Origin of the sequence: Limosilactobacillus gorillae (genome assembly GCF_001293735.1) — a bacterium.
Lineage (GTDB): Bacteria > Bacillota > Bacilli > Lactobacillales > Lactobacillaceae > Limosilactobacillus > Limosilactobacillus gorillae.
This window is the reverse complement of the sequence record NZ_BCAH01000018.1, coordinates 12,570-32,092: the sequence shown is the minus strand read 5'-3', so window position 1 is coordinate 32,092 and position 19,523 is coordinate 12,570. Positions and strand designations below refer to the sequence as shown.

General features: G+C 52.1%; 24 protein-coding genes. 1 reads left to right on the top strand and 23 read right to left on the bottom strand.

What is annotated here, in order from left to right; genetic code table 11:
- Window position 1: 1 nt before the first annotated feature.
- The 6 genes from ligA to AOQ57_RS03245 form a co-directional block, all read right to left on the bottom strand.
- Entirely contained in the window at window positions 2-2,041 is a 2,040-nt protein-coding gene (gene ligA, locus AOQ57_RS03270; RefSeq protein ID WP_093625171.1) for an NAD-dependent DNA ligase LigA, read from the bottom strand.
- A 1-nt stretch (window position 2,042) separates the two neighbouring features.
- On the bottom strand, window positions 2,043-4,325 hold the full coding sequence (pcrA, locus tag AOQ57_RS03265; RefSeq protein WP_439950840.1) for a DNA helicase PcrA: 2,283 nt from the start codon (window positions 4,323-4,325) through the stop codon (window positions 2,043-2,045).
- Window positions 4,326-4,411: 86 nt separating this feature from the next.
- Entirely contained in the window at window positions 4,412-5,590 is a 1,179-nt protein-coding gene (locus AOQ57_RS03260; protein ID WP_093625167.1) for an ATP-grasp domain-containing protein, read from the bottom strand.
- Window position 5,591: 1 nt separating this feature from the next.
- Window positions 5,592-6,179 (bottom strand): xanthine phosphoribosyltransferase, encoded by a 588-nt coding sequence (locus AOQ57_RS03255; RefSeq protein WP_093625165.1) that lies wholly within the window; start codon window positions 6,177-6,179, stop codon window positions 5,592-5,594.
- 15 nt (window positions 6,180-6,194) lie between these two features.
- Complete coding sequence (locus AOQ57_RS03250) at window positions 6,195-6,812, bottom strand: glycoside hydrolase family 73 protein (protein ID WP_093625163.1); 618 nt, start codon at window positions 6,810-6,812, stop codon at window positions 6,195-6,197.
- A gap of 156 nt (window positions 6,813-6,968) precedes the next feature.
- Window positions 6,969-7,742 carry a (S)-acetoin forming diacetyl reductase gene (locus tag AOQ57_RS03245; RefSeq protein ID WP_093625161.1) on the bottom strand — a complete coding sequence of 258 codons (774 nt, stop codon included), beginning with the start codon at window positions 7,740-7,742 and terminating at the stop codon, window positions 6,969-6,971.
- Window positions 7,743-8,002: 260 nt separating this feature from the next.
- On the opposite strand from AOQ57_RS03245, the gene AOQ57_RS03240 reads away from it, so the two are divergent.
- Window positions 8,003-9,106, top strand: a complete 1,104-nt coding sequence (locus AOQ57_RS03240) for an endonuclease/exonuclease/phosphatase family protein (protein ID WP_093625159.1) — start codon at window positions 8,003-8,005, stop codon at window positions 9,104-9,106.
- A gap of 67 nt (window positions 9,107-9,173) precedes the next feature.
- Here the strand turns inward: AOQ57_RS03240 and rpsI are convergent, their stop codons facing one another.
- From rpsI to rpsE, 17 genes are all read right to left on the bottom strand, one after another.
- Window positions 9,174-9,569, bottom strand: a complete 396-nt coding sequence (gene rpsI / locus AOQ57_RS03235) for a 30S ribosomal protein S9 (RefSeq protein ID WP_093625157.1) — start codon at window positions 9,567-9,569, stop codon at window positions 9,174-9,176.
- 13 nt (window positions 9,570-9,582) lie between these two features.
- A complete protein-coding gene (gene rplM / locus AOQ57_RS03230; RefSeq protein WP_093625155.1) occupies window positions 9,583-10,026 on the bottom strand; it encodes a 50S ribosomal protein L13 in 444 nt (147 codons plus the stop codon).
- A gap of 106 nt (window positions 10,027-10,132) precedes the next feature.
- The gene (truA, locus tag AOQ57_RS03225; protein WP_093625153.1) at window positions 10,133-10,909 is read right to left on the bottom strand and encodes a tRNA pseudouridine(38-40) synthase TruA; all 777 of its coding nucleotides are present in this window, start codon (window positions 10,907-10,909) and stop codon (window positions 10,133-10,135) included.
- A 16-nt stretch (window positions 10,910-10,925) separates the two neighbouring features.
- A complete protein-coding gene (locus AOQ57_RS03220) occupies window positions 10,926-11,729 on the bottom strand; it encodes an energy-coupling factor transporter transmembrane component T family protein (RefSeq protein WP_093625237.1) in 804 nt (267 codons plus the stop codon).
- Window positions 11,722-12,588: an energy-coupling factor transporter ATPase gene (locus AOQ57_RS03215; protein ID WP_093625151.1), complete on the bottom strand. Its 867-nt coding sequence runs from the start codon at window positions 12,586-12,588 to the stop codon at window positions 11,722-11,724. The genes AOQ57_RS03220 and AOQ57_RS03215 overlap by 8 nt, the downstream gene beginning before the upstream one ends.
- Window positions 12,561-13,397 (bottom strand): energy-coupling factor transporter ATPase, encoded by an 837-nt coding sequence (locus AOQ57_RS03210; RefSeq protein ID WP_093625149.1) that lies wholly within the window; start codon window positions 13,395-13,397, stop codon window positions 12,561-12,563. The genes AOQ57_RS03215 and AOQ57_RS03210 overlap by 28 nt, the downstream gene beginning before the upstream one ends.
- 193 nt (window positions 13,398-13,590) lie before the next feature.
- Window positions 13,591-13,971, bottom strand: coding sequence for a 50S ribosomal protein L17 (gene rplQ / locus AOQ57_RS03205; RefSeq protein WP_093625147.1), 381 nt, complete (start codon window positions 13,969-13,971; stop codon window positions 13,591-13,593).
- Between the two features lie 33 nt (window positions 13,972-14,004).
- Window positions 14,005-14,949 carry a DNA-directed RNA polymerase subunit alpha gene (locus AOQ57_RS03200; protein ID WP_093625145.1) on the bottom strand — a complete coding sequence of 315 codons (945 nt, stop codon included), beginning with the start codon at window positions 14,947-14,949 and terminating at the stop codon, window positions 14,005-14,007.
- An 82-nt stretch (window positions 14,950-15,031) separates the two neighbouring features.
- Window positions 15,032-15,421, bottom strand: a complete 390-nt coding sequence (gene rpsK, locus AOQ57_RS03195; protein ID WP_057727546.1) for a 30S ribosomal protein S11 — start codon at window positions 15,419-15,421, stop codon at window positions 15,032-15,034.
- Window positions 15,422-15,452: 31 nt separating this feature from the next.
- Window positions 15,453-15,818 carry a 30S ribosomal protein S13 gene (rpsM, locus tag AOQ57_RS03190; RefSeq protein ID WP_093625143.1) on the bottom strand — a complete coding sequence of 122 codons (366 nt, stop codon included), beginning with the start codon at window positions 15,816-15,818 and terminating at the stop codon, window positions 15,453-15,455.
- A 25-nt stretch (window positions 15,819-15,843) separates the two neighbouring features.
- Window positions 15,844-15,960, bottom strand: a complete 117-nt coding sequence (gene rpmJ, locus AOQ57_RS03185) for a 50S ribosomal protein L36 (protein ID WP_093625141.1) — start codon at window positions 15,958-15,960, stop codon at window positions 15,844-15,846.
- 37 nt (window positions 15,961-15,997) lie between these two features.
- Window positions 15,998-16,216 (bottom strand): translation initiation factor IF-1, encoded by a 219-nt coding sequence (gene infA / locus AOQ57_RS03180; RefSeq protein WP_003681606.1) that lies wholly within the window; start codon window positions 16,214-16,216, stop codon window positions 15,998-16,000.
- Between the two features lie 142 nt (window positions 16,217-16,358).
- The gene (locus AOQ57_RS03175; protein WP_305848689.1) at window positions 16,359-17,009 is read right to left on the bottom strand and encodes an adenylate kinase; all 651 of its coding nucleotides are present in this window, start codon (window positions 17,007-17,009) and stop codon (window positions 16,359-16,361) included.
- 27 nt (window positions 17,010-17,036) lie between these two features.
- Entirely contained in the window at window positions 17,037-18,338 is a 1,302-nt protein-coding gene (gene secY / locus AOQ57_RS03170; protein ID WP_093625137.1) for a preprotein translocase subunit SecY, read from the bottom strand.
- Window positions 18,339-18,773 (bottom strand): 50S ribosomal protein L15, encoded by a 435-nt coding sequence (gene rplO, locus AOQ57_RS03165; RefSeq protein ID WP_093625135.1) that lies wholly within the window; start codon window positions 18,771-18,773, stop codon window positions 18,339-18,341.
- 31 nt (window positions 18,774-18,804) lie between these two features.
- Complete coding sequence (gene rpmD / locus AOQ57_RS03160) at window positions 18,805-18,987, bottom strand: 50S ribosomal protein L30 (protein ID WP_093625133.1); 183 nt, start codon at window positions 18,985-18,987, stop codon at window positions 18,805-18,807.
- Between the two features lie 13 nt (window positions 18,988-19,000).
- Entirely contained in the window at window positions 19,001-19,510 is a 510-nt protein-coding gene (rpsE, locus tag AOQ57_RS03155) for a 30S ribosomal protein S5 (protein WP_057194482.1), read from the bottom strand.
- Between the last annotated feature and the right edge of the window lie 13 nt (window positions 19,511-19,523).

The following is a 19,523-nucleotide window of genomic DNA, read 5'->3' as shown; positions in this document are numbered from 1 at the left end:
TCTAGTTTTCCTCCTTCATTGCTTGGTCGAATTGGTCCTCATTCCAGACCAGAATCCCCAGCGTTTGTGCCTTTTCTAGTTTACTACCGGCCTTTTCACCGGCGATTAAGAGGTCGGTCTTCTTCGAGACGCTCCCGGTGACGGTGGCGCCCCTGGCCGTCAGCCATTCTTGGGCCTGGCCCCGGGTCATCTTCGTCAGCTTCCCGGTCAAAACCACCCGCTTGTCTTGCCACTCGTCGCTTGCCGTGGCTGGAGCAGTTGGCGCCAAGTAGGTCATGTTAACCCCGACCTCCTTGAGTTCACCGATCAGCTGGTGGACCTGCTCGTTTGCAAAGTAGGTGGCCACCGAATCACCGATGATCGGCCCAATCGAATCGACGGCGGAGATAGTCTCCAGTGGGGTCCGCATCAGGGCGTCGATGGAACCAAACTCGGCCGCTAGCAGCTGGGCAACCTTGACTCCCACGTGACGGATCCCCAGGCCAAACAAAAGGCGTTCGCATGAATTATGACGACTATTAGCAATGGCTGTCAATAGGTTGCTGACCGATTTATCCCCAAATTTAGGCAAAGTTAACAATTGCTCGGCCTTTAAGCGGTACAGATCGGCGACGTCCTTAACCAGCCCCCGGTCAAAGAGGTGCTCAATAATCTTTGGCCCCAGGCCGTCGATATTCATGGCGTTCCGGGAGGCAAAGTGGGCCAGGCCCTCCTTGATCTGAGCCGGGCACATTGGATTGATGCAACGTAAGGCCACTTCGTCATCAAGGTGGACTAGCTCGGCCCCACACTCCGGACAGGTGGTCGGGACCTGGTAAGGCTGGCTGTCGTCAGGGCGCTGCTCAATTATTACCTGGGAAATTTCCGGAATAATGTCGCCGGCCTTGTGGAGTAAAACGGTATCACCCAGCCGAATATCCTTTTGGGCCAGGTAGGCTGGATTGTGCAGGGAGGCCCGTGAAACGGTTGTCCCCGCTAACTGAACCGGGTCCATGACCGCCGTTGGGGTGACGTTCCCGGTCCGACCGACCGTCCACACGATGTCGCGAACCACGGTTGCTTGCTCTTCCGGCGGAAACTTATAGGCGATTTCCCAACGGGGTACCTTAACCGTGCTTCCCAGGTCGACCTGGGTGGCCAAGTCGTTAACCTTCTCGACAATCCCATCGATCTCGTAGGGGAGCTGGTTCCGCTTGGCCGTGAATTCTTCAATGTAGGCGGTCAATTCCGCTTGGCTATGAACCACTCGATAGTTGGGGTTGACCGTGAAGCCCAGCTCCTTCATCTTTTCAAGCGCCTCTGCTTGGGTGGTTACCCCCAGCGCCTGAAAGTCTGGGACGTAGTACATGAAGGTGTCTAGCTGGCGGCGGGCCGTCACCCGGGGGTCTAATTGACGAAGGGAACCGGCAGCGGCGTTACGGGGGTTGGCAAAGACCGGCTGCCCATCGGCTTCACGCTGGGCGTTCAGTTTAACGAAGGCTTCCTTGGGCATGTAGCACTCGCCCCGGAATTCGAGCGAGAGTGGTGCGGACAACTTCTTAGGCACCGACTTGATCGTCTTAACGTTTTCGGTCACGTCCTCGCCAATGGTCCCGTTCCCGCGGGTTGACCCCTGCACGAGTTTTCCGTTTTCGTAGACCAAGGAGAGCGATAGGCCGTCAATCTTGAGCTCCAGGTTGTAATCAAAGTCAACGTCCACGGCGCTGTTCGCCTGCTGGCGACGGTTGAAGTCAGCTAGCTCCTCGGGCGAAAAGACGTCCCCCATCGAAAGCATCGGGATTTCGTGAGTGACCTTCTTAAGCTGGCTCTCGGTCTGCCCCCCCACTCGCTGGGTTGGCGAATCCGGCGTTACCAGGTCTGGGAAACGGCGCTCAATTTCAACCAGCCGCTGATAAGCCCGGTCATAAACGTAATCCGCCACGCTTGGGGCATCTTGTTCGTAATACTCCTCCCCCCAGGTCCGTAATTGGTCGCGCAGGGGGCCTAATTCCCGCGTCGCTTCCTCTTTGGTCAGTTCGCTGACCGCTTGTTCTTTTGCCATCTTAATCCTCCACCTTGGTAATTGGGGCAAAGCTTGCCAGCAGGCGCTTAACGCCCTGTTGCGGGAAGGCAATGTCTAACTCCATGTCGGCCCCGTCCCCGTTGACGGAAACCACCGTTCCCTGCCCCCACTTCTTGTGGTTCACCTTATCACCGATCCGCCAAGCCTTCTTTTCGGCCCCCGTACCAGTGTTGGTCTTCGGTGCCACCCGCTTGCCGGCGTTAGATGGGCGCCGGTAGGTCGTGGCCGTGGCGGCTCGGTAGGAATAGGAATTGCCGCCGGCGATCCGTCCGCTTAACGAGCGTTCGCCCTGATTTTGGTTCTCTGATTGCAGCAGTTCCGGGGTGATTTCCTCAACGAATTCCGACGGGCGGTTGCGTTGGATCCGCCCATATAGCATCCGTGAGAAGGCGTTTGAAATATAGAGTTTCTTCTTGGCCCGGGTGATCCCCACGTAGGCCAGACGCCGTTCTTCTTCCAGCTCCTTGTTGTCCGTCATTGCCCGGGAAAGCGGGAAGACCCCCTCTTCCATCCCGATTAAGAAAATTACCGGGAATTCCAGCCCCTTGGCGGCGTGGAGGGTCATCAGGGTCACGGCCGGTTCGGCCTCATCAACGTCGTCCTGGTCAGAAACCAGGGCTAAGCCGGCCAGGAAGTCGGCCAGCTTCTGCAGGTTGTCCATCCCCGCGTCATCCTTGTGCTGGCGGTCGTATTCGGCCGTTACCGACTTGAATTCTTCCAAGTTTTCGCGCCGGGTTTGTCCTTGCAGGGTCCGATCCTTCTTCAGCTCGTCTAAGTAGCCTGAGCGCTCAAGAACCTGTTCAGTCAGGTCCGTGATTGACAGAACCTTGGCCTCTTCTTGCAGCGCCGCCATCAGTTGGCCAAACTCGTCAATCTTATTACGGGTCCGCGCCGTGATGGCATTGGCATTTTGAACGTTTTGGGCCGCCGCCAGCAGCGGTAGATTCGATTCCTGGGCAAACTCCCGTAACCGTTCAACCGAGGTCATCCCAATCCCCCGCTTCGGGGTGTTAACGACCCGCTCAAAGGACATTGAATCTAGCGGGTTAACGATCAGGGTCAGGTAGGCCAACAGGTCACGAATTTCCATCCGGTCGTAGAAGCGGTGTCCCCCCACCATCGTGTACGGGACCGTCGACTTCAGGAAGGTTTCTTCGATCACCCGCGACTGGGCGTTGGTCCGGTACAGGACGGCAAAGTCTTGAAACTGGTAGTTGTGCTTAGCCCGTTCCTCTTGGATCTTTTTAACAATGAACTGAGCCTCGTCGTGCTCGTTTTGGGCCCGGTAGTAGGAGATCTTTTCGCCGGCCCCGTTTTCGGTCCACAGGTTCTTATCCTTCCGCTCCAGGTTGTTGGCGATCACTTCATTGGCCGCTTTTAAGATCGTCTGCGTGGAACGGTAGTTTTGTTCCAGCATCACGGAATGGGCGTTGGGGTAGTCCTTTTCAAAGTTCAAGATGTTATTCATGTTGGCGCCGCGCCAACCGTAAATCGACTGATCAGCATCCCCAACCACGCAGATATTCTCGTACTTTTGAGCCAGCATGTGCACCAGCTCGTACTGAGCGTCGTTGGTATCCTGGTACTCATCGACGTGAATGTATTGGAACTTATCTTGGTAGTAAGCCAGGGTTTCCGGGGACTTCTTAAACAGCTCGATCGTCTTCATGATCAGGTCGTCAAAGTCCAAGGTTTGGTTGCGTTCCAGCTCCTTTTGGTAGGCTTCGTACACGCGCCCGGTCATCCGATCAAAGGGGCGCTGGTGGTTTTTAACAAAGGTCGCTGGGTCCTCCATCGCATTTTTGGCGTTCGAAATCGCCGACAAGAACTGGCGTGGTTCAAACTTCTTGGTGTCGATGTTTTGTTCCTCACAGATCCGCTTGATCAGGGTCCGCTGCTCACTGGTGTCGGCAATCGTGAAGGCCCGGTTGTAACCCAATTGTTCGATGTCACGCCGTAAAATCCGGACGCACAGGGCGTGGAAGGTTGAAACCCACACGTCGTTGCCGGCTTCCCCCAGTAGCTTGGCAACCCGTTCCTTCATTTCCCGGGCCGCCTTGTTGGTAAAGGTGATCGCCAAAATGTGCCACGGTAAGACATGACGCTCCTCAATCAGGTAAGCGATCCGGTGGGTTAAAACCCGGGTTTTACCGGAACCCGCTCCGGCCATCACCAGTAAGGGCCCCTCCGTGGTTAAAACGGCCTCGCTTTGTTTATCGTTCATTCCTTCTAACATCGGTTGGTTTTGCACGCCTGGTACCATCCTCTCTGTAGTAAATCGTGACTTCCATTATACCAAATTTCCCGGGAAATACCCCCGTGGATGCATCTGGGTTCCCCTTTAATTACTTATTCGTGATCGGACTCTTCCTCATCAGCCGTAGTGGTGGTTAAGGGACGAAGAATTTCCGTTGCGTCAACCTGATTTAAGAGGTCGTTAACCATTGCCGTCGGCCCTCCAGTCACCCAGGCCACTCCCTTAACATCCTTGCGACGGGGTTCATCATCGGGGAAGAAGGCGAACTGCCAATTCTCCTTTAGGACCTGCTGGTAGGCGGCCGATGCTAATTGATCATTGTAAAGAGGCACCAGCACGGCCGGTTGTAGTGCGTGCAGCTCGTGAAGGGCCATCCCCCCGACCACTCGTAAGAACTGTTCATACTGGTTAACCTCCGTGACCTGCTCGAAAATGTTCCCCGAGATGGTTGGCGCCAGGTCAAAGGAGCTAATGTATAAAGCCCCGGACGAAGTGACGTAGAAGCGAACCGTGATTACCCCCCGGTAGCCAAGCTTCTTGGCAATTTCGGTTGCGATCCGTTCCATCTCGTCTTTCATGGCCTCCGATACCTGGGTTGGGGTCGTAGCCTCGATCAGCTCACGGTCTTCGTTGAAGAACTCCTCCACCAGTGGGAAGGTCATTACCTGTTGGCCGTCAGTAGCCACCGTCAGGTTGTATTCGGCGTCGTGATCAATCCAGGACGCCAGGAGGTAGGCGCCACCCTGAATGTAGTTGTCCGCGTAGGCGATGTCCGCTTGGCGGTTGATCTGCAGGCTTCGTTCACCCACGCCCCGCTGAATGGGCTTTAGAATGGCTGGGTAGCCGATTGAATCGATTGATTGGTAGATATCATCAAGGGAAACCACGGTTACGTAGGGCGAGACATTGACGTTGATCTCATCCAAAAGGGCCCGCGCCATCAGGCGGTCCTGAGCGATTTCAAGTGCCTCTAAGCCCTGGGGTACCAGGGTGAAGTTAGTGAGGTACTTGATGGCGACCGGGGCGATCAACGGGCTGGCATAAACCACCAAATCACTGTTTTGGCCGAACTCGGTTAGTTTATCGCGGTCGCGGTAGTTGCCCACAATCGTGAAGTCCGCTAGCTTGGTCAGCTGGGGCTGGGCGTGATCAACGTAGACCCCCACCGTTAAGCCTAGTTTCTTGGCCGCCACCAGCATTGGCCAATCCTTACTGCTTAAACCAATGATCCCAAGTGTCTTTCCTTGCGATAAGAGGTTTTGTCCAGCCATCTTAATTATCCCCTTCCGTTGATTCAAAGCTTACCTTTCCATCCGCAAGCGACGAAACTTTGGCCAGTGCTTCCACTCGAATTCCCTTGGCTGCCAGTTCTGCGGCCCCGGGTTGGAAACTCTTTTCAATCACAATTCCGGCCCCGACAACCTCGATACCGGCCTGATCGGCAATTTCAAGCATCCCCTCAACGGCCTGACCATTGGCCAAGAAGTCGTCAATCAAGAGGACCCGGTCACTTGGTTCAACAAATTTTTGTGAAATTGAGATCCGGTTCGTGGTCTTTTTGGTGTAGGAGTAAACGTCAGCCGTGTACATATCAGAATTCAGGGTTAAACTCTTGTGCTTGCGGGCGAACACCACCGGAACGCCCATGGCCAACCCCGTCATCACCGCCGGAGCGATCCCGGATGACTCCACCGTCCATACCTTCGTTACGCCGGCATCCTTGAAGAGCTTGGCAAACGCTTGGCCGATGTGTTGCATCAACACCGGATCCACCTGGTGGTTCAAAAAGGCGTCCACCTTCAAAACGTTACCCGGTAAAACGGTTCCGTACTGACGAATCTTTTCTTCTAATTCTTTCATTGGTGGTGCAACTCCTTATTCATCATACTTGTCAAGGTTGTAGGACTTAATCACGTTAATTAACTTGGAGGCGTAATCAGGATCAGTTGCGTACCCAGCGTCTTGCAGGGCAACGGCCGCCTGTTGGTAAGTCGTGGCATTAACTACGCTTTGGTAATTCTGATTATTAGTGTCGGTCCCATTAAGCATCAGCTTGGTGTGATCAGCGATTGAATCGTCCCAGGAATCATAGACCTTGAACCGGCCCTTGGTCACGACCCACTTACCGTTAACGTATTCCTTAGTCGATAACTCTTTGGAATCGGCGCCGGTCCCTTTAATCCCAAACAGGTTGTGGTACTTGGCCGCCAGATCCGACGACCCCCAGTCCGACTCCAGGATTGCTTGTGCCATGGTGATTGAGGCCATCACGTGGTACTGCTTTTGCATTGCCTGGGCCTCCGGGGCGATCTCCTTGATAAAGAGTCTTTTAGCATTTTGCTGTCTTTCGATGATCTGCTCTTGTACGTGGCGTTGGTATAAATGGTAACCCACGTACCCCCCCATCAGGGCAATTAAGATGATCAGAACGGCAACCAGCCAATAGGCCTTCTTTTGGCCCCCCTTCTTCGTGCGTCTCTTTCGCTTAGCCACAAATTCTCCTCCTCAGGTTTATTCAGATAATCATACATTCATCTTACCGCATTTATTACTGAAAGATTACTAATTTTTACCGAAGTTTTATCAACTAAATAAGGGGGTGTGGCAAGGCTGTCACACTCCCTTATTTGATGATTGCGCTCTTTAATTTTAGTGGAATTGCATCCCACCATCGACTTCAAGGGTTTGCCCGGTGATGTAATCAGAATCCGGACCAGCCAGGAAGGCCACCGCGTTGGCAACGTCACTGGCTTCGGACAGGCGCTTTAAGGCGATGTCCTTGGCAAAGGTCTGCATCCCCCATTCATCACTCTTACCGGCGTTTTGGCCGACCTTGTGGGCGATATCGTACATCATCGGGGTCTTAACGATCCCAGGGGCAAAGGCATTGACGGTTGTCCCTTCTTCGGCTAGTTCCCGGGCCGTTACCTGAGTGATCCCCCGGATAGCAAACTTGGAGCTGGAGTAAACGGTCAGGTTCGGGTTCCCCACCACCCCGGCTTGGGAAGTAGCGTTGATGATCTTCCCCGGGTGGCCCAGCTTCTTGAAGGCCGCGTGGGCTGCTTGAGTTCCCCAGATTACCCCACCGACGTTAATGGAGTAAACGAAGTTGAGGTCTTCTGGCGTCACCGTGTCGATTGGCGTGGTCGGGGCAACCCCGGCGTTGTTAACAATCACGTTAAAGTCGCCGAATTCCGCAATCGTCTTGTCAACGGCGGCAAACACTTCATCACGCTTAGCAACGTCAGCCAAGACAACGAGGGCCTGACCACCTTCGGCTTCGATTTCCCGCTTAACCTTTTCCAAGGCCTCCGCATGACGTGCCACTAAGGCAACGGCAAACCCATCCTTGGCTAACCGCTTGGCAATGGCTTCCCCGATTCCTTGGCCGGCACCGGTAACTAAAGCAACTTTCTTTGACATATAAGGTTCCCCACTTTCTCTCAATCATGAATTGTGAACTCTTAATTACGGTTATGATTGTATCATCCTTCACAATGCTTAGCTAGTCATTTTTCATACTATAATTTAATTTGTGGATAACTGTCCGGCGCCCCTCGTTCTTTTGAGTCACGTGGCAAGCATTTCAAAACGGGCGCTGCCGTTTTACTTAATCCCTTCTTTAAGTCCCACCCACCAATCTGATATGATAGGGCCAAACAACAACGAGGAAGTTCAAATCAGTGAAAGCTTTTAAGAGGACCGTCACTACCCTGCTGTGCGTGGTGGCCGTTTTAACCGTGGCCATCCTAGGCTACGTCTTGTACATGCAACACCAGTACTACCGGATCCCTGACCACCAGAGTCTAAAGGTGGGCAATAACCAGGCAGCCAAACTGACGGTGGGTAAGAATTACACCACTACCACCTATAACGTTGGCTTTGGGGCATACAACCACCAGTTCAGCTTCTTCATGGACGAAGGTGAATTGAAAAATGGTACTAAGACGCGGGGCAAGCGCGGAACGGCGGCAAGTAAGACGACCGTTCTGAATGACACTAAGGGCGTTGTCAAGGTCATGCAAACCCAGCACCCTGACTTCATGCTCTTCCAAGAAATCGACACGAATTCAACCCGCTCAAAGCACGTCAATCAGGTCCGAATCCTCGAACAGTCGTTTAAGGGCTACGGCCATGTTTTTGCCAACAACTTCCACTCGGCCTTCCTGATGTGGCCATTAACCGATCCGCACGGAAGCGTCCAGTCCGGCCTCTTGACGCTCAGCCGCTACCAGATTACGACGGCAACCCGGCGTAAGTACCCGGTCACCACCAGCTTCATCTCACGCTTTACCGACCTCGACCGCTGCTTTTCAATTACCACCATCCCGGTCAATAACGGTAAGTCCCTGCTTTTGATCAACAGTCACATGTCGGCCTATGACAAGGGCGGCCAGATGCGAAAGGCCCAGATGAAATTATTGAACGCGGTGATTGAAAAGGCCTACCAGAACGGCAACTACGTGATTGTCGGGGGAGATTACAACCACGCCCTAGGCAAGGACATGCTGACCCACTTCGCTAGCCAAGAACGGGTCCCCGACTGGATCTCGGTGCTCGACCAAGACATGGTCGCCAAACACTTCACGATAATCAAGGCGACCAACCAGGAAACCGTCCCGACCGTGCGCTCAACCGATATTGCCTATCACCCAGGAGTCAACTACCGGACCGTTTGTGACGGTTTCTTGGTCTCCTCAAACGTTCGGGCCACCGCCACCAACCTCAACACCAACTTTGACTACGCTGACCACAACCCGGTCAAGCTAACCTTTACCCTTAAGTAGACAAATATACGACTACAAAAAAAGCACCGACACAAGTCGGTGCTTTTTGATAAGCGATAATAAATGATTAACGCTTGCTGAACTGTGAAGCCTTACGGGCCTTCTTGAGACCTGGCTTACGACGTTCCTTCATCCGTGAGTCCCGAGTTAAGAGACCCGCCTTCTTCAAGGCATCACGGAAGTCAGGGTCAACGGCCAGTAATGCGCGGGCAATCCCGTGACGGGTAGCACCGGCTTGACCGGAGAAGCCACCACCGTTTACGTTTACCAAGACATCGTATTGACCTTCCGTCTTAGTTACGGCAAATGGTTGGTTAACGATGGCACGTAAGTTGGCAAACGGAATATAGTCTTCGATTGCCTTGCCGTTCATAGTGATGTTACCAGAACCTGGCACTAAACGAACGCGTGCGGTTGCATCCTTACGACGTCCAGTACCGCTGTATTGTACTTGTTGAGCCAATTCCGTTCCCTCCTTAGATTAAGTTAGTGATGTCGAGTACTTCTGGCTTTTGAGCTGCTTGGTTGTGGTTTTCACCAGCGTAAACGTGCAGCTTCATCCCCATCTTCCGGCCGAGCGGAGTGTGAGGAAGCATCCCCTTGATAGTTTGTTCAACCATCTTTTCAGGATCCTTAGCGAGGAAGTCGCCGGCCGTACGTTGCTTCAAACCACCTGGGTGGTTGGAGTGACGGTAGTAGATCTTCCCAGTAGCCTTCTTACCAGTTAACTTAACTTCTGCGGCATTGATAACGATAACGTAGTCACCAGTGTCAACGTGCGGAGTGAAGGTTGGCTTGTTCTTACCGCGCAGAATAGCTGCAACAGTAGAAGCCAAACGACCAAGGGAAATGCCCTTAGCATCAACAACGTACCACTTACGGTCAACTTGACCAGGTTTTGCCATGTATGTCGTTCTCACGATTAAGTTCCTCCAATATTTGTCTTTCTTTTACAATAAATTGTGTACCGAGTAATTTATGGAAAAGAAATACCATTTAGTAGTTTACTCGTTAAACCGGCGATCGTCAATTATTTTGTGAATTCACCGGGGAATCGTAGGTGACCTCCATCAGGTAAAGACCGCTAGCCGGGGCCGTTCCCCGGGCCAGGTCACGATTCTTGGCCGCTAGCACCCGTTTGACGTCGCTGACCGGCCGCCGCCCGTTGCCAATTTCTAGCAAGAAGGCAACCATGATCCGGACCTGGTTGTACAAAAAGCCGTTCCCAACGAAGTCAAACACCACCTCGTCATTTTCCTCATCCTTAACTACCGTGACCTCATCAATGCGACGAACATTGCTCACGGCCTGGGATCCTGACGCGACAAAGGAGGTGAAATCGTGTTCGCCAACCAGGTCCTTAGCGGCGGCTTGCATTTTCTCAACGTTAACCGGGTACTTGAAGTGGCCGGTGTACTTGCGCTTGAAGGGGTTGGTAAACTCGCCCCCCACTACCCGGTAGCGGTAGCGCTTGTGGTGGGCGCCAAAGCGGGCGTGGAAGTCGGCGGAAACCTCCGTCGCTTCCTTGACCAATACGTCCAGTGGTAGGCTGGAGTTGAGCGCCCGGACTAAAGCTGGGCCCGGAATCTGGTAGGGTAAATCAAAGTGGGCCACCTGACCATAGGCATGCACCCCGGCGTCAGTCCGCCCGGAGCCAATTACTTGAAGCGGTGGCGTTGGCTTCTTGGCAATCTTATTGACCGCCCGCTCAAGAACCTGTTGAACCGTTCGTTCCCCGGGTTGGACTTGAAAGCCAGCAAAATTACTGCCGTCGTAGGCAAAGGTTATCTTATAGCGGTGCACAAAAAACCGTCCTTTCTTATGTGAACGCTAAAACCAAGAAGAAGAGCGCAGAAACAAGCACCACCACCGCAAGCACGATGCTGTCGGGGCGCTGCCAGGTTAATTGACGATAACGGGTCCGTTCCTGATCAGGGTCGTAGCCCCGGGCCTCCATAGCCATGGCCAGGTCTTCAGCCCGGCGAAAGGCGCCAATAAACAGCGGTACCATGATTGGCACCATCCGCTTGACCCGGGTGTAGAGGCTCCCGGACGCGAAGTCAACGCCCCGGGCCTGCTGAGCCTTAACGATCGTGCTTACCTCTTCCATGATCGTCGGAATGAAGCGCAGGGCAATTGAGATCATCATTGCAATCTGGTTGACGGGCACCCGAAGCTTTTTGAGCGGCCTCATCAGGGACTCGATCGCATCGGCCAGCCGCAACGGTGGGGTCGTGGCGGTTAAAACCGTCGAGGCCAAGACAATCAGGATGAACCGGGCCAAGATCACGAAGGCCTGGGCGATCCCAGCGCTGGTAATTGCCATCAATCCCCAGTGCCAGTAGACATGTCCGCCCGAGGAGAAGAGGATCTGGATGGCCACCGTCAGCCCGATTACCCATATAAGCGGCTTAATCCCCGTCCAATATAGACGCAGGGCAATCTTGGAGAGACCAATCATCCCTGCCAGCATGGCCACCAACATCAGATAGGTCCACGGTCCCCGAGCAAAGAAGACGAGCACAACGTACCAAAAGCAGGTTACCAACTTAAGACGGGGATCCAAGCGGTGTAACGGTGCGTTCATTGGGACATAACTCCCAAATAAGACCCGGCTATTCATCATTGTGGCCACCCCCTACTTGCGCGGCAATTTTAGCCGCCAATTTGGATAACGATAGGGGCGCCCCGATGTTAATCCCCGCTTGCTTTAAACGGTTGGCAAAGGCCACCGACTGAGGCGCCGCCAAGTGGTTTTGCTCCAACAAATCAGGCTGGGCGAACAGGTCGGCCGGCCGCCCATCAAAGGCCAATTTTCCCCCGTTTAACACCAATACCTGCTGGGCCAAGCGAGCTACCTGGTCCATCTGGTGGGTGATCATTAAGACGGTGATGCCCCGCTGGTGAAGGCCCTCCACCAGTCGCAAGAGTTCCTCTTGCCCGGCCGGATCAAGCCCGGCAGTGGGCTCATCGAGGATCAAGACGTCTGGCTCCATGGCTAGCACCCCGGCCAGGGCTACCCGACGCATCTGGCCGCCGGAAAGTTCAAGCGGACTGTGGTCTAGTTGCTCCGGTGGGAAGTTTAGTGCCGCCAGGGTTTCTTTCGCTGCCTGACGGGCCTCCTCTTCAGAGCGGCCCAGGTTGATGGGGCCAAAGGCAACGTCCTCTAAGACCGTTGGCGCAAACAATTGCTTTTCAGGGAATTGAAAAACGTAGCCCACTCGGCGGTGAACGTTAACCAGTTCCTTTTTTGGGGTCTGCGCATTGATCGTGAGGTCCCCAACCTGAATCTCACCTTGCGTGGGAAGCAGCAGGGCGTCAACCATTTGCATTAAAGTCGACTTACCGCTTCCCGTGTGCCCAATGATCGCCGCGGTTGTCCCCGAGGGAACCGTGGCTGAGATCTTCGCTACCGCCGTCGTGCCTATATTGTCTGATCCTTCGTACCGGTAGCTCACTTGGTTGAATTTAACTTCTGCCATATCCACGTCACCATTTCGTCTTCGGTCGTAACATCATCTAAGCCGGTTACCCCTTGGCTAGCTAACTCATCCTTTAGGGCCACCAGAAAGGTCGGGGTTAATTGGTGGTCTTCCATCAGCTTCTTGTCGGCTAGGAGTTTTTTCGGGTCCCCGTTGGCGACCAGTTGCCCACCATCGATCATGATCATTTGGTCGGCTAAGGCCGCCTCCCGGGTATCATGGGTGATCGAAAGGATCGTCAGCTTCCCCTCATTATGGAGGCGAGTCAAAAGCTTCATGATCTGGTCCTTCCCCTCCGGATCGAGCATTGCCGTTGCCTCGTCAACGATTAACACCTGGGGGTGTAAGGCAAGGGCCCCGGCTAAGGCCACCCGTTGCTTTTGTCCCCCTGAGAGCTGGGCTGGCTCACGATCGGCAAATTCGAGCATGTTGACCTCCTTAAGCGCCTGATTAACCCGCGCTTGCATCTCATTCCGGTCAAGGCGCTGGTTTTCAAGGCCAAAGGCGACGTCATCGGCCACCGTCGTCCCCACAAACTGATTATCCGGGTTTTGAAAGACGAAGGCCACCCGCTGATGAATCGCCGTCAAATTGGCAACGGTCACTGGAAGGCCGTCAACGGTAATTGTCCCGGTCCCCAGGGGAAGCAAGCCATCGATTAGGCGCGCTAACGTTGACTTCCCAGACCCGTTATGCCCCACAATTGCCAGCCAGGTCCCCACCTGGACTTCAAAGGAAACGTCCCTTAGTGCGGGGGTCTTATTGCCCGGGTAGGTAAAGGTTGCGCCATTCACTTCAATCATTGCCAAACCCAATTTCCTCCTCTTGAAACTAAAGTATCTTCACTATTCTAGCAAATTTTTACGCAAATAAAAAATCACTTACGAATGGGGCGCGCCGTTTCCGACCTTCAAGCTAGACTAGAAGCAGATGCTTCACCATCGTAGCGCTCTATACCACCAAACGTAGTGATTCTTTATTACGTATTTAACTTAATCCAGCTTAGACAAGTTCCAAGATAACCATCTTGGCACCGTCACCACGCCGCGGCATGGTCTTGAGGATCCGAGTGTAACCACCATTGCGGTCAGCGTACTTCGGTGCAAGGTCATCAAATAAACTTTGCAAAGCAGATTGGATCTTGATGTCATCGCCATCTTCTTTAACGTCAGCAACAACGTTACGAACAAAGGCAGCAGCCTTCCGGCGGGAAGAAAGGTCGCCCTTCTTGGCCAGGCTAATCATTTGATCCATGGTCTTGCGAACTTCCTTCGCGCGTGGTTCAGTGGTGGTGATAGAACCGTTAACGATGAGGCTCGTCGTTAAATCACGTAATAAAGCCTTCCGTTGTGAACTGGTCCGTCCCAATTTACGGTAACTCATGAAAGTGTTCCCTCCTTTAATTTAAATAATTAATTAATCTTCTTGGCGAAAACCAACGCCAAGTTCAGCCAACTTGAGCTTGATTTCATCCAGTGACTTAGTTCCTAAGTTCCGAACCTTCATCATGTCGGCTTCGGTCCGTTCAGTTAAGTCCTTTACGGTTTGGATGTCAGCACGCTTCAAACAGTTGTATGAACGTACAGACAGGTCAAGTTCTTCGATGGTCTTGTCAAGTACCTTTTCTTGGTGGGTCTCTTCCCGTTCAACCATCACTTGAGTAGCCTTAGCTTCTTCCGTGAGGTTAACGAACATCATCAGGTGTTCATTGAGGATTTTGGCAGCAAGACTAATTGCTTCCGTTGGCGTTAAGGAACCATTGGTCCAAACGTCTAACGTCAGCTTATCATAATCATTGCTTTGCCCAACCCGGGTGTTTTCCACCGTGTAGTTAACACGTTCGATCGGAGTATAGATGGAATCAATTGGTAAGACACCAATCGCCAAGCCCTCCATACGAGTCTTGTTATCATCAGCAGATGAGTAACCACGACCCTTATCAGCGGTCATCTTAACGTGCAACTCAGCACCCTCGGAAACCGTTGCAATGTGAAGGTCAGAGTTTAGGATGGTAATATCGCCGTCACCTTGGATGTCGGCCGCTGTTACTTCGGCCGGACCCTTAACGTCAATTTCCAGGTCCTTTGCGTCTTCAGAATCAATCTTTAAAGCGACTTGCTTTAAGTTCAAGATAATCTGTGTGACGTCTTCCGTAACTCCTTGAACCGTGCTGAATTCATGCAGAACACCATCAATTTGAATGCTGGTGATAGCTGCCCCTGGCAGGGATGCTAGCATAACACGCCGAAGAGAGTTGCCCAGAGTCGTCCCGTAACCGCGTTCCAACGGTTCTACGACAAACTTACCGTAGTTGTCTGTTTCTTCAACTTTGTGGATGTTTGGTTTTTCAAATTCGATCATTCTACTCTGTTACCCCTTTCAAAACGTGAATCATATTCTGTAAAAGGCACCTGGCCGATTAAAACATCGCCGCAGATGCACATTAAACACGACGACGCTTTGGAGGACGAGAACCGTTGTGTGGTACTGGAGTTACGTCCCGGATGGCCGTAACTTCAAGACCAGTAGCTTGAAGTGCCCGGATAGCAGATTCACGACCAGAACCTGGACCCTTAACTTCTACTTCTACCGTCTTCATACCATGTTCCATTGCTTGCTTAGCAGCGGCTTCAGAAGCCATCTGTGCAGCAAATGGCGTGGACTTACGACTACCCTTGAAGCCGAGGACACCAGCAGAAGACCAAGCAACTGCGTTCCCTTGAACATCGGTAATCATAATTAGAGTGTTGTTGAACGTTGAGTGGATGTGGGCAACACCAGTCTCAATGTTCTTCTTTACACGACGCTTACGCGTACCCTTTTTGGTTGCCATAGATTAACTAACCTCCTTTTCTAAATAATAATTACTTCTTCTTGCCGGCAATGGCAACAGCCTTACCCTTACGAGTCCGGGCGTTGTTCTTCGTGTGTTGACCACGAACTGGTAACCCACGACGGTGACGCATGCCACGGTAAGAGCCGATTTCTTGAAGACGCTTGATGTTGAGGGATACTTCACGGCGAAGGTCACCTTCAACCTTGATTTGGTCAACTTCTGCACGGATCTTTTCTTCTTGTTCCGGCGTTAAGTCGCGAACCCGAATGTCTTCGGAAACACCGGCGTTAGCCAGGATCTTTTGTGCAGTCGTGTTACCAATCCCAAAAATGTAAGTTAAGCCGATTACGATTCGCTTGTCACGAGGTAAATCGACACCTGCGATACGAGCCATTTTGACACCTCCGTCCTATTCTAAATTACTTGCCTTGGCGTTGCTTGTGCTTAGGGTTAGTGCAGATAACCATAACCCGGCCACGGCGCTTAACAATCTTGCAGTTATCGCACATTCGTTTTACTGATGGTCGTACTTTCATTGTAAATAATCCTCCTAAAAGATCTTTAGACTAAGTCTTATTTGAAGCGGAAAGTAATCCGGCCCTTGGTCAGATCATATGGAGACATTTCAACTCGAACCCGATCCCCAGGCAAGATCTTGATGTAGTGCATCCGGATCTTACCGGAAACGTGGGCGAGAATCTCAACCCCATTTTCCAATTCAACTTTAAACATTGCGTTCGGTAAGGTTTCAGTAACCTTACCCTCGACTTCGATAACATCGGCTTTTGCCACTGAATGGTTCCTCCTTGCCGTTTGGATTTAATATTACTATTTACTTACGTAAAAAGGGTGGAAGACTGCTGTCTCCCACGAAAACTAGATAAACCTTGTGTATTTTACCACAGTGATGGTGCATACGCAAGATTAACCTCGCTTACAGGTTCGTCAGAACTTCCTTAACGGCTTGGTAAACCTTATCGATATCTTGTTCGCCATCGATAGTGTATAAGACACCTTGCTTCTTGTAGAAGTCAATCAGTGGCGTATTCAGTTTAATGTTGACGTCTAACCGGTTCTTGACAGTTTCCGGTTTATCGTCGTCCCGCTGGTAGAAGTCATGGCCCCCGCAAACATCACAGGTGCCTTCAACCTTCGTCGGGTTGTAGAGACGGTGGTACGTAGCCCCACAATTCCGGCAGATAAACCGACCACTCAGTCGTTCAACTAAAACTTCTGGACGAACGTGAATATTAATCACCGCATCCAGTTGGCGATCACTGTCCACAAGCATCGCGTTTAGCGCATCAGCTTGGACGAGGTTCCGAGGGAACCCGTCCAACATAAATCCATCCTTGGTATCGTTTTGAGCAAGCCGCTCTTGAACGATTCCGTTGGTAACCTCATCAGGAACCAGTTCACCCTTGTCAATGAACTTCTTTGCTTCAACACCCATCGGTGTTTGGTTCTTGATGGCAGCCCGGAAGATATCCCCCGTTGAAATGTGCGGGATATCAAAGTCTTTAACGATTAACTGGGCCTGAGTACCCTTACCGGCACCCGGCAACCCCATTAACACAAGGTTCATTGTGCTCATTGTTGTGCCTCCTTATGGCTACTTTTCATGGATAAAACCAATGTATTCACGCTTCATCGTCAACCCGTTTAGTTGCCGGACGACGTCCAAAGCAATTTGGACGACGATCAATAAACTCGTCCCCCCGAGTCCAATTGACTGACTAAGGTTCCAAACATTGGATGCAATCAGTGGAATCAGGGAAATCAGTCCCAAGAAGAGGGACCCAACGGTCGATAGCCGCATCAAGAGACCCGAGACAAAGTCTTGCGTCCCCTTCCCCGGCCATACCCCCGAAATATAGGAGCCTTGCTTTTGCAAGTTTTCGGCTAATTTTTCCGGGTTAACCTGAACGAAGGCATAAAAGAAGGTAAACACAACGATCAAGAAGATATACAGGGTTATTCCGGGGCCCGATTGAAGGTTAAAGATACTGGTCATGACTTGGTACCAAGTATCCCCGGAATGATTTTGCTGGAAGGCCATTAAGATCGTTTGCGGCGTCGAAATAAAGGAGCCGGCAAAGATGACGGGGATCACCCCAGAAACATTGATCTTTAATGGAAGGTAGCTGTTAGCCGGCGAAACGGTCGTCCGCCGGGTGTACTGAATCGGCAGGCGCCGTTCAGCCTGTTGAACCCACGTTACAAAGGAAACGATGATCAACAGCGCTACCACAACCAGCGCAATGAACCCGATGCCTATCCAAAGGGCACTCCCGGATTCGCCAGTGATTTGATCCGTCCACAACTGTTGGATTGCGCTTGGCATTTGGGCAATGATTCCGGCGAAGATTAACATGGAAACCCCGTTCCCAAGTCCCCGCTCTGTAATCATGTCCCCCATCCAGGTCGCAAACATTGTTCCAGCAGTCAAGATGAGACCAATCATGAGGTAGGTCTTCACCCCCGGATTATTCACCAGTTTAATGGTGGAGAGGGCGTTGAACCCGGCGGTGATCCCGATTGACTGGACAAAGCCCAGAACAATCGTTAACCACCTGGTTGCTTGGTTTAACTTCCGCCGTCCAACTTCACCCTGTTTTGACCATTCAACAAACTTCGGAACAATGTCCATTTGAAGCAGCTGAACAACAATTTGGGCCGTGATGTACGGCGAAACCCCCATCGCAAAGAGGGAGTAATTTTCCAAACCCCCACCACTAAAGGTATTAAGAATAGATGCTAATCCCGATGACGAGAGTTGCTGCAGGGCTGCAGCGTTAACTCCCGGAACGGTGATCGAAGCTCCCAACCGGTAAACAATCAACACGAACAGGGTAAAGAAGATCCGGTGTCGAATTTCTTTGACCCGGAACGCGTTTTTGACGGTTGTGAACATTTAGATCACCTCAGTCGTACCACCGGCAGCTTCAATTGCCTTAACAGCTGAAGCAGAGAATTTATTAGCCTTGATGGTCAGCTTCTTTTCAAGCTTCCCAGTTGCCAAAACCTTAACACCACTCTTAACATTCTTGATTACGCCGTTGGCAACCAGAACTTCTGGCGTAACTTCAGCGCCGTCTTCGAATTGGTTAAGCATCGTCAAGGAAACGAGTGCGTAGTCCTTGTGGTTCATGCTAGTAAAACCACGCTTTGGCTTTTGCCGGTAGAGAGGCATTTGGCCCCCTTCAAACCCAAGACGAGTCTTACCGTGAGCCTTTTGACCCTTGGTCCCACGACCGGAAGTAAAACCGTGACCGGAAGAAAGGCCACGACCCTTACGAAGCCGCTTGAAACGTGAGCCTGCAACAGGCTTTAATTCGTTTAATTGCATTTGTTGGCACCTCCTTATTTGATTTTGTTTTTTACTTAACTTCCTCGATGGAAAGTAAGTGCGCAACCTTGAAGATTGCACCACGGGTAGCCGCGTTATCTGGGAGGATAACGGAGCTATGAAGCTTACCCAGCCCCAGAGCCTTAACGGTCCGGCGTTGAGTCGGCTGACGGTGGGCAACACTGCGGATTAAAGTAACTTTAACTTTAGCCATGTTTAGTGTCCTCCTATTCTGCCAGGTGGTCAACGGATACGCCGCGCAGCTTGGAAACTTCTTCGGCACTCTTCAGGGCCTTCAGACCTTCGAAAGTGGCACGAACAACGTTGATCGGCGTGTTAGAACCTAACCGCTTCGAGGTAACGTCGTTAACCCCGGCAAGTTCCATTACGTTACGAACCGCACCACCGGCAGTAACTCCAGAACCTTCAACGGCTGGCTTCAACATGATCTTACCACCGCCGTAAGTACCGATAACTTCGTGCGGAATGGTCGTCCCAACAGTTGGGACCTTGATCAGGTTCTTTTGGGCAGCGGCAGAAGCCTTGCGGATTGCTTCCGGAACTTCTTGGGCCTTCCCAGTACCGAAGCCGACGTGGCCGTTGTGGTCACCGACAACCACGAGGGCTGCAAAGCGGAGACGACGACCACCCTTAACAACCTTGGTAATCCGGTTGATGGAAACAACTTGATCGTCAAGATCCAACTTAGCTGGATCAATGTATGATGATGATGCCATTACGGGTAATTCC